At 67.9% G+C, this 9,329-nt stretch carries 9 protein-coding genes; 8 read left to right on the forward strand and 1 reads right to left on the reverse strand.

Annotation, left to right across the window (positions count from 1 at the left end):
* The first annotated feature begins 40 nt into the window (after nucleotides 1-40).
* Complete coding sequence (locus tag AC1DYU_RS25855) at nucleotides 41-1,474, forward strand: DegQ family serine endoprotease (protein WP_158483221.1); 1,434 nt, start codon at nucleotides 41-43, stop codon at nucleotides 1,472-1,474.
* A complete protein-coding gene (locus AC1DYU_RS25860) occupies nucleotides 1,471-2,778 on the forward strand; it encodes a replication-associated recombination protein A (RefSeq protein ID WP_476794103.1) in 1,308 nt (435 codons plus the stop codon). Before AC1DYU_RS25855 ends, AC1DYU_RS25860 begins: the two co-directional genes overlap by 4 nt.
* Before the next feature lie 17 nt (nucleotides 2,779-2,795).
* Here AC1DYU_RS25860 and AC1DYU_RS25865 read toward each other — a convergent pair whose 3' ends face one another.
* Complete coding sequence (locus AC1DYU_RS25865) at nucleotides 2,796-4,103, reverse strand: hypothetical protein (RefSeq protein ID WP_476794104.1); 1,308 nt, start codon at nucleotides 4,101-4,103, stop codon at nucleotides 2,796-2,798.
* A 122-nt stretch (nucleotides 4,104-4,225) separates the two neighbouring features.
* Between AC1DYU_RS25865 and crcB the strand changes: the two genes are divergently transcribed.
* The 6 genes from crcB to AC1DYU_RS25895 all read left to right on the forward strand — a co-directional run.
* On the forward strand, nucleotides 4,226-4,609 hold the full coding sequence (gene crcB, locus AC1DYU_RS25870) for a fluoride efflux transporter CrcB (protein WP_476794105.1): 384 nt from the start codon (nucleotides 4,226-4,228) through the stop codon (nucleotides 4,607-4,609).
* The gene (locus AC1DYU_RS25875) at nucleotides 4,606-5,967 is read left to right on the forward strand and encodes an RluA family pseudouridine synthase (RefSeq protein ID WP_476794106.1); all 1,362 of its coding nucleotides are present in this window, start codon (nucleotides 4,606-4,608) and stop codon (nucleotides 5,965-5,967) included. Before crcB ends, AC1DYU_RS25875 begins: the two co-directional genes overlap by 4 nt.
* Nucleotides 5,968-6,074: 107 nt before the next feature.
* Nucleotides 6,075-6,578, forward strand: coding sequence for a hypothetical protein (locus tag AC1DYU_RS25880; RefSeq protein ID WP_158483226.1), 504 nt, complete (start codon nucleotides 6,075-6,077; stop codon nucleotides 6,576-6,578).
* Between the two features lie 28 nt (nucleotides 6,579-6,606).
* Complete coding sequence (locus AC1DYU_RS25885) at nucleotides 6,607-7,353, forward strand: HAD-IA family hydrolase (protein WP_476794107.1); 747 nt, start codon at nucleotides 6,607-6,609, stop codon at nucleotides 7,351-7,353.
* A gap of 335 nt (nucleotides 7,354-7,688) precedes the next feature.
* Complete coding sequence (locus AC1DYU_RS25890) at nucleotides 7,689-8,087, forward strand: hypothetical protein (protein ID WP_476794108.1); 399 nt, start codon at nucleotides 7,689-7,691, stop codon at nucleotides 8,085-8,087.
* Nucleotides 8,088-8,362: 275 nt separating this feature from the next.
* The coding region (locus AC1DYU_RS25895) for an acetyl-CoA carboxylase biotin carboxylase subunit (protein ID WP_476794109.1) at nucleotides 8,363-9,329 on the forward strand (967 nt) is incomplete at its 3' end.

The following is a 9,329-nucleotide window of genomic DNA, read 5'->3' on the forward strand; positions in this document are numbered from 1 at the left end:
AACGTTGCCACCACGCCTTTGTTTCATCGCGAGGACAGGAATGACCAAACGTTTCGTGAGTTTCCGGCCCCGATCTGCCGCCGGCGCGCTTGTGCTGGCGCTGGCGCTCGGGGTTGCGGCCGGTCCTGCGAGCGCGCAGCTCAAGCAGGTGCCCGAGTCGCGCCAGGAGATCTCGCTCTCCTTTGCCGGGGTCGTGAAGAAGAGCGCCGCCGCCGTCGTCAATGTCTATGGCGCGCGCGTCGAGAAGCAGCCGCGCAACCCCTTCATGGATGATCCGTTCTTCCGCCGCTTCTTCGGCGACGGCGGCTTCGGCGTGCCGCAGGAGCGGGTGCAGCGTTCGCTGGGCTCGGGCGTCGTCGTCGACACCAGCGGGCTGGTCGTCACCAACAACCACGTCATCGAGGGCATGAGCGAGGTCAAGGTCGCTTTCGCCGACAAGCGCGAGGTCGAGGCGACGATCCTGCTGCGCGATCCACGCACCGATCTCGCGGTGCTCAAGCTCAAGGCGCCCAAGGATCTTGTGGCGATCGACCTCGCCGATTCCGACAAGGTCGAGATCGGCGACATCGTGCTGGCGATCGGTAATCCCTTCGGCGTCGGCCAGACGGTGACGCAGGGCATCGTCTCGGCGCTCGCCCGCACGCAGATCGGCGTCGGCGATGCGCAGTCCTTCATCCAGACCGATGCCGCGATCAATCCCGGCAATTCGGGTGGTGCGCTCGTCGACATGCAGGGCCGCGTCGTCGGCATCAACACCGCGATCTTCTCGCGCTCGGGCGGCAGCGTCGGCATCGGCTTCGCTATCCCCTCGTCGATGGTGCGGGTCGTGCTCGAAAGCGCAAAGGCCGGCGCCAAGACGGTACGCCGGCCCTGGTTCGGGGCGCGTCTCCAGGCTCTGACGGCCGAAGTCGCGGACGGACTCGGGCTCGACCGGCCGGCCGGTTCCGTCGTCGCAAGCGTCGTCGAGAAGGGGCCTGCGGCCGAAGGCGGCCTGCAGCGCTCCGACGTGATCCTGGCCGTGGACGGCGTCAGTGTCGATGATCCGGAATCCTTCGGCTATCGCTTCGCGACGCGGCCCCTGGGCGGCGTGACCACGCTCAGTGTTTTGCGTGGGGGCAAGCGGGTCGTCATCCCCGTCAAGCTCATTCCGGCTCCGGAACTGCGACCACGCGAGCCGGTGACGCTGTCGGGCCGCTCGCCGCTGGCGGGGCTCACCGTGATGAACCTGTCGCCGGCGCTGGCCGAGGAGCTGGCGATCGATGCCAGCACGGACGGCGTCGTCGTCGGCGAGATCGAGGAGGGCAGCACGGCCGCTCGCGTCGGTTTCCAGAAGGGCGACATCATTCAGGCCCTGAACGGCGAGCGCATGGCGAAGTCGCGCGATGTCGAGACCGCGCTGAAGGAGCGCAAGCGCCAGTGGGAGGTGACGATCTCGCGCGGCGGCCAGAGTGTGACCTCGGTCTTCCCGGGGTGAGTGATCTCTTCGCCGCCTCGGGGCTCGACAAGTCCGGGCCGCGCCCGCTGGCCGACCGGCTGCGTCCGACGACGCTCGCCGAAGTCGCGGGCCAGGAGCATCTGACCGGGCCGGACGGGGCGCTGACCCGCTTGGTCCATTCGGGCTCGCTCGGCAGCCTGATCTTCTGGGGGCCGCCCGGCACCGGCAAGACCACGGTGGCGCGGCTGCTGGCGGGGCAGGTCGATCTCGGCTTCGAGCAGATCAGCGCGATCTTCTCCGGCATCGCCGATCTCAAGAAGGTCTTCGAATCGGCGCGCGGGCGCAGGCTCGGCGGCAAGGGCACGCTGCTCTTCGTCGACGAGATCCACCGCTTCAACCGGGCCCAGCTCGACGCCTTCCTGCCGGTGATGGAGGACGGCACGATCACGCTGGTCGGCGCCACCACCGAGAACCCGTCCTTCGCGCTGAACGCAGCGCTGCTGTCGCGGGCGCGCGTCCTGACCTTCAAGTCGCTGGACGAAGGCTCGCTGCTGTTCCTGCTCGGCCGGGCCGAATTGCTGGAGAAGCGCGACCTGCCGCTGACCCCGGAGGCGCGCATGGCGCTGGCCCGCTTCGCCGATGGCGATGGCCGCGCCGTGCTGACGCTGGCAGAAGAGCTCTGGCGCGCCGCCAAGCCCGGCGAAGTCTTCGACGAGGCCGGGCTGGCCGAGGTGATCCAGCGTCGCGCGCCGATCTACGACAAGGCGCAGGACGGCCACTACAACCTGATCTCGGCGCTCCACAAGACGATCCGCGGCTCGGACCCGGATGCGGCGCTGTACTATTTCGCGCGCATGCTCGACGCTGGCGAGGATCCGCGCTTCCTGGCGCGGCGGCTGGTGCGAATGGCGGTCGAGGATATCGGGCTCGCCGACCCGCAGGCGCTGATGCATGCGCGCGCCGCGACGGAGACCTATGAGCAGCTCGGCTCACCCGAAGGCGAACTCGCGCTTGCCAACACCGTGATTTATCTCGCGACCGCGCCGAAATCGAACGCGGCCTATCTCGCCTACAAGAACGCGGTCAGGGCTGCCAAGCAGGGCGGTTCGCTGATGCCGCCCAAGACCATCCTCAACGCCCCGACCAAGCTGATGAAGAGCGAGGGCTATGGCGCGGACTACAATTACGACCACGACGCGCCGGACGCCTTCTCCGGCCAGAACTACTGGCCCGACGCGCTCGGCCGGCAGCGCTTCTACGACCCGCCGGAGCGCGGCTTCGAGCGCGAAATCAGGAAGCGGCTGGAGTATTGGGAGAAGCTGCGGGAAGAGCGCGGAGAGTAGGGTAGGGGGCCAGGACGCTAGAACGCCCGCTCGACGAAGAGCTGGGCCGAGAGCAGACGCCCGCCCAAGGTCGCCGGCACGACGCGGCTGGCGATCGCGATGCGGGTCTGCGCGATCGAGCCCTCGATCCCGGCTTTGAAGCCTTCGACCGGTGTCCAGACGAGGTTGGCGGCGATGCGGTCGATCCTGAGCTTGCCCTTGCTCTGGCCGAGCAGCGGCACGGAGATCTGGTAGCGGCTGACATAGACGTTGCTGGCCCATTCGTCGGTCCATTCGCGGCGCGCGGCGATGACGGCGGAGAAGCCTCGCGTCGAATCGGCGGGAAGCAGGATCTGCCGCGCGATCGTGGCATCGAGCGACGAGCCGATATAGGGCGCGCCATCGACGGCGCCGGCGATCTGCGCGGTGACCTCGCCTGGCCTGTCGAGGACCTTGATCTCATAGGTTCCACCGATAATGCCGGCGCGGCCGAAACCGGAGGCCGAGCTGGGCACGTCGCGCAGCGCGCCGGCGAGATGCAGGGTCAGCGGCCCATTCACATAGGTGAGGCGGGCGATCCCGTCCGGGACACGGCCATTCACGGTCGGGACGGAGGACGTTGTCGCCAGCGTCGGATCCTCGAGGGAAAGCGCGAGGTTCCAGCGCTCGGCGAGGTCGCGCTCCCAGGCGATGAGGCCGGCATTGCGGCTGGGCAGGCGGGCGCTGAAGGCGAATTCATCCGCGGTCCAGAAACTGAAGCGCGAGCCCGCCAGCCCGAAGGTCATGGCACCGACCGTGACCGTCGCCTCGTCGATCGTCACCGTATCGGGCTGGCCCTTGCTCGGGGCGATCGACATCTCGAAGGCAGTGCCGACACGCAGGCCGGAGGCCAGATCATGCGAGGTTGCGATCCGAAAGGAGGCATTTGGCAGCCACGAAAAGCTCGGTGGCGGCACGGCGCTGGTGGCCTGCGGAACCCGGTAGCTGTCGAATTGCAGGCCGGCATTGACGGTGCCGGAGATCGCAAGGCAGGTGGTGGAGCCCGGAAGAACCAGGCCCGGCACGGCGTCGTCACCATCGTCCTCGTCGTCATCCGAAGCGTCCTCGCCGGCCGGCGCCGACGCGTTGGTGTCGGTGGCCTCAGTCGGGGAGGGAAACAGCGGGGAGAGGTCGGGCGGCTTGATGACGCAGCTGCGGGCCAGCACGGGTGCCCTGGCGGGAAGCGGCCGAGGCGAGGCAGCCTGGGCCTGCCATAGCGCTATCGGCGCGATCGCCAGGGCCAGCGTCAGGGCGAGACAATGCGGCAGGCTCAGGCGATCCACCGCGTCGTCCGTTCCCTCCCGCATCGCCGTCCTCAGCTCCCCGGCCTGATATCATGAAGCGGCTTTCGTCCGGCTCGAGTCAATCGCGGCCCGGCAACGGGCCGAATTCGTTTGTGCGCGGGCTTTGCGCTGGTTATTGCAGAGCGATGACCTCCACCTTTCTCGTTTTCCTGGGCGCCGGCATCGGCGGCGTGCTGCGGCATGGCGTCAATCTCGTCTCGCCGCGCTGGTTCGGAACCGGCTTCCCGGCCGGGACTCTGGCGATCAATGTCCTCGGCTCGGGCCTGATGGGGCTGATCGCCGGCTGGCTCGCCTTCAAGGCGCAGGCCGACTGGTCGCAGCCCGTGCGGCTGTTCCTGACCACGGGCATCCTCGGCGGCTTCACCACCTTCTCGGCCTTTTCGCTCGACGCGGTCCTGCTCTGGGAGCGCGGCGAACTGGGGTTCGCCGCGGCTTATGTCCTCGGCTCCGTCATCTTCTCGCTGGCAGCTTTGTGCGCCGGCCTCGCATTCGTCCGGAGCCTGTCATGAGAACCGGTGGCAAGGGTGTGGGCGGCAAAGGTACCGGCGGCAAGAGCGCGGGCGCCGGCCCGAGGCGTGGCGGCAGGCCACCTGCGGCAGGCGCGCCGAAAGGCAAGCGGCCGAGCCATGACGCGCGCCGCTCGGCGCGTGCCGTTGCGCGGCCTCGGCCGGAGCGCGAGGAGGCCGAGATCCGCACCGAGCCGACGCGCAACCCGGCGCCGCACCATCCTGTGCCGCGCGCGGCCGGGCCGCGAAAGCCGGTCCAACAGACCGGCAAGCCGGCGGCCAGGTCGGCTCCGACGCGCAAGGCGCCGGTGAGTGATGCGCCCACGCGCGCGGAGGTCAAGGCCGAGACGGCGCAGGTGCTCGCCACCGGCGTGCAGCAACTTGTCGTCACCGCCGACGAGAACGAGATGCGGATCGACCGCTTCCTCGAGAGCCGCTTTCCGCAGCTCTCCTTCAGCCATATCCAGCGCATCGTCCGGAAGGGCGAATTGCGCGTCAACGGCAAGCGCGCCGACAGCAAGGACAGGCTCGAAGAGGGCCAGACCGTGCGCATCCCGCCGCTGAAGCTCGAGCCGCAGGAGCAACGCCCGCGCTCGCTCAAGGCCGATGACGACACGCTCGGCTTCCTGCGCTCGATCACGCTTTATGAGGACGACGACGTCATCGTGCTGAACAAGCCGGCGGGGCTCGCCGTGCAGGGCGGCTCGGGCACGACGCGCCATGTCGACCAGATGCTGGAGGTGCTGACCGACAAGAGCGGGCAGAAGCCGCGCCTCGTCCACCGGCTCGACAAGGATACTGCGGGCTGTCTCGTCATCGCCAAGTCGCGCTTCGCCGCGGCGACGTTGGCCAAGACCTTCCGCTCGCGCTCCGCCCGCAAGGTCTACTGGGCGCTGGTCGCCGGCGTGCCACGCGTGCGCCAGGGCCGGGTCTCGACCTATCTCGCCCGCGAGGAGGCCTATGACGGCGACCAGCGCATGGCGGTGGCCCAGCATGGCGACGACGGGGCGATGCATGCCGTGACCTATTATGCCGTGGTCGAGACCGCGGCGCAGAAGCTCGCCTGGCTCTCGCTGAAGCCGGTCACCGGGCGCACGCACCAATTGCGCGCCCATGCCGCCCATATCGGCCATCCGATCGTCGGCGATCCGAAATACTTCAATATCAAGAACTGGGAGCTGCCCGGCGGCATCCAGAACAAGCTGCATCTGCTGGCGCGCCGCATCGTGTTGCCGCATCCGCGCGGCAAGGGCACGATCGACGTGAGCGCGCCGCTGCCACCGCATATGCGCCAGTCCTGGAACCTGCTCGGCTTCGAGGACGCGCCTTATGATCCGATCGTGGACGCCCCGGACGAGTGATGGGGCGCGGCGGGCAAAATTTCGCTGACCGAACGTAAGAGAACGATTGCGGAACAAACGAGACTGTGTTCTCATTGTGTTCCCATCACTCTGACGCAGGTGCTCCGATGATCCGTTTCGCCTTCCTGCTTGCCGGCCTCGTTCTCGCGGCCTCCGCTCCCGCCTTTGCGCAAAGCCCTGGCGCGCCCGCACGGGCCGCAGCGGTACCGGCTGCTGTGCCTGCCGACGAACCGGTACCGCGCGCCGAGCGGGCCAAGGCCCGGCAGGATTGCCTGGCCGAGCATGTCGCGCTGTCCGGGGACGATCTGCGGGCCGCGATGCGCGACTGCATCCAGGCGAAGTTCCCCGGCGTGCAACTCTATGCCCGCGACGGCGTGACGCGCGATGGCAAGCCGACCGCCGTGGCGACGCGCGCCGCCTGCAAGGAGGAGGTCGACGGCCGCAGCCTGACAGGCTCGACCCGCACCGCGGCGCTTGTCGCCTGCTTCAATGCGAAGCGCCCGGACCTGGCCCAGCGCGCCGAATGCCGCAAGGAGGCGCGCGGCAAGGGTCTCGACGGCGACGACCTGCGCAAGGCGGTCGACAGCTGTGCCCGCGAGGCGCGCTCCTGAGTGAGCGTGACGGCCGGAGTTGGGGCGGGTGGGCCATGATCGCAGCGCATTGGATCGCGCCGGCGATCCGGGCTACAGCGCCGCCATGGACCTGATCATCTTCGACCTCGACGGCACGCTGATCAACTCGGAAGCGATCCTGCTCGCTGCGCAGGTCGAGACCTTCGCGCGGCATGGGCTCGTTCATCCCGGCCGCGAGGCCGGGCTGGGGATCGTCGGACTGACGCTGAACGTCGCCCTGATGCGGCTTGCCGGTCTCGAGCAGCCTGACGAGGCCCTGACCGAGACCTATCGCGAGGTCTTCGGCGCGATGCGGCTGCAGGCCGAGACCGACGCCGCGCTGGACGAGCCGCTCTTTCCCGGCGTCGCGGAGACGCTGGCGCTGCTGGCGGCACGGCCGGGGCTCACGCTCGGCATCGCGACCGGAAAATCCCGCCGCGGCGCCGACTACATCATCGAGCGCCATGGCTGGCAGAATCTGTTCGCCACGATCCAGACCGCCGACGATGCGCCCTCGAAGCCGCATCCCGGCATGATCCTGCGGGCGATGGCGGAAACGGGAGCTGCGCCGGAACGGACCGCGATGGTCGGCGATAGCTCCTTCGACATCGAGATGGCGGTCGCCGCCAGCGTCGTGCCGGTCGCGGTATCCTGGGGCTTCCAGCCGCCTGCGAGCCTGGTCGCGCTGGGCGCGCGGCATGTGCTGGACGGGTTTGCCGATCTGCCCGGCGCGCTGGGGTTGCGGGATCCCGCCGCGTTTTCCGAGCCAGTCTGACGCAAGGGCGTCACGCTCGGGCTTGACCCGAGCATCTCGGAAACCGGTGCCTTCGCGTCATGAGATTCTCGGATCTGCGCTTCGCTCCGCCCGAGAATGACGGCTCGACGTCGCGGGGCGGTGCCAGCATGCTCTGCTCGAATAGTAACATCCTCGCAACCACGTCCGCTCAGGCCCGTTTAACCTGAACACGCGTTCAGGTTTGGCTGTTAACCACCTGATGGCGAGCGTCGATCCATGGTGTTCCTACAGCAGGAACGTACCGGCACAAAACAACGCCGGACAGGGGTCGAACAATGATTGGTCATGAGCTTCGTGAATTCGTCGATCGCGTGATGGATTGTCGCGCGATCGACGATGAAGACGTCAAGTTTCTTCAGCGCGATATTCTGGTCGATGGCGCGCTGACCCGCGATGAGATCGATGTGCTGGTGGCGCTCGACCGGGCGGTGCCGGAGCGCTGCGAGGCCTTCGGCGATTATCTGGTGGCGCTGGTCGTCGATTTCGCCGTCTGGCAGAACCGTCCGACTGGCCTGATCGACCGCGACAAGGCGCATTGGCTGGTGACGACGCTTTCGGCCGGCGAGGGCCCCACCCCGACGGCGCGACGCATCGCCTTCGAGATCGTCCGCGAGGCCGAGCGCTGCGACGAGGCCCTGATCGGCTTCGCGCTCAGCAGGGGGCTGGCCGCGCCGCCGCGCTTCTGCCCTGAGCGCGTTCTGCTGGCGAGCTGATCGCGCCGCGCCGCATCTGCGCCCCGCACCCGGCCAATAGCCGACTTTCGCATCAGTGGACGCCGCTTGCGGCGTCCCATACACCCTGACCCGGATCGACGCGCCAGCCGGACGCGACGGTCCGGGTTTTGCTATTGGGGCTGTGCGAAAAACCGGTAGCCGGTTTTGTCCGACATGCTCTAACTGAGCATCCAGAGCATGTCGCCGAAAAGTGGGCACCGGTTTTCGGACGACGACATGCTCCGGGCTTATCAACGGCCGGGGAGACGCCACGCATGTTCACGAAGATCCTGATCGCGAACCGTGGCGAGATCGCCTGCCGGGTCATCAAGACGGCGCGGCGCATGGGTATCAAGACCGTCGCGGTCTATTCGGACGCGGATCGGGACGCGCTGCATGTCGAGATGGCGGATGAAGCCGTGCATATCGGCCCGCCCGCCGCCGCCCAGTCTTATCTGGTGATCGAGAAGATCATCGAGGCGTGCAAGGCGACGGGCGCGCAGGCCGTCCATCCCGGCTACGGCTTTTTGTCCGAGCGCGAGGCCTTCGCCCAGGCGCTGAAGGATAACGGCATCGTCTTCATCGGGCCCAACCCCGGCGCCATCGCCGCGATGGGCGACAAGATCGAATCGAAGAAGGCGGCGGCCGCTGCCAATGTCTCGACCGTGCCGGGCCATCTCGGCATTATCGAGAGCCCCGAGCATGCGGTCGAGATCGCCGACGCGATCGGCTATCCCGTGATGATCAAGGCCTCGGCCGGCGGCGGCGGCAAGGGCATGCGCATCGCCCATTCATCGGGCGAGGTGGCGGAAGGCTTCGCGCGCGCCAAGTCCGAGGCCGCGTCCTCCTTCGGCGACGATCGCGTCTTCGTCGAGAAGTTCATCGTCGATCCCCGCCATATCGAGATCCAGGTGCTGGGCGACAAGCATGGCAACGTGATCTATCTCGGCGAGCGCGAATGCTCGATCCAGCGCCGCAACCAGAAGGTCGTCGAGGAGGCGCCATCGCCGCTGCTCGACGAGGCGACGCGGCGCAAGATGGGCGAGCAGGCGGTCGCGCTCGCCAAGGCTGTGAACTACGATTCCGCCGGCACGGTCGAGTTCGTCGCCGGCCAGGACAAGTCCTTCTATTTCCTCGAGATGAACACGCGCCTTCAGGTCGAGCATCCGGTCACCGAGATGATCACCGGGATCGATCTGGTCGAGCAGATGATCCGCGTTGCTTATGGCGAGAAGCTCGGGC

The organism is Allobosea sp. P2_B12 (assembly GCF_056404835.1).

Bases quoted from the DNA above. Each gene is read 5' to 3' on its own strand.
- AC1DYU_RS25855 (WP_158483221.1), top strand. From the start codon at position 41: ATGACCAAACGTTTCGTGAGTTTCCGGCCCCGATCTGCCGCCGGCGCG.
- AC1DYU_RS25865 (WP_476794104.1), bottom strand. From the start codon at position 4,103: ATGCGGGAGGGAACGGACGACGCGGTGGATCGCCTGAGCCTGCCGCAT.
- crcB (WP_476794105.1), top strand. From the start codon at position 4,226: ATGACCTCCACCTTTCTCGTTTTCCTGGGCGCCGGCATCGGCGGCGTG.
- AC1DYU_RS25875 (WP_476794106.1), top strand. From the start codon at position 4,606: ATGAGAACCGGTGGCAAGGGTGTGGGCGGCAAAGGTACCGGCGGCAAG.
- AC1DYU_RS25880 (WP_158483226.1), top strand. From the start codon at position 6,075: ATGATCCGTTTCGCCTTCCTGCTTGCCGGCCTCGTTCTCGCGGCCTCC.
- AC1DYU_RS25890 (WP_476794108.1), top strand. From the start codon at position 7,689: ATGGATTGTCGCGCGATCGACGATGAAGACGTCAAGTTTCTTCAGCGC.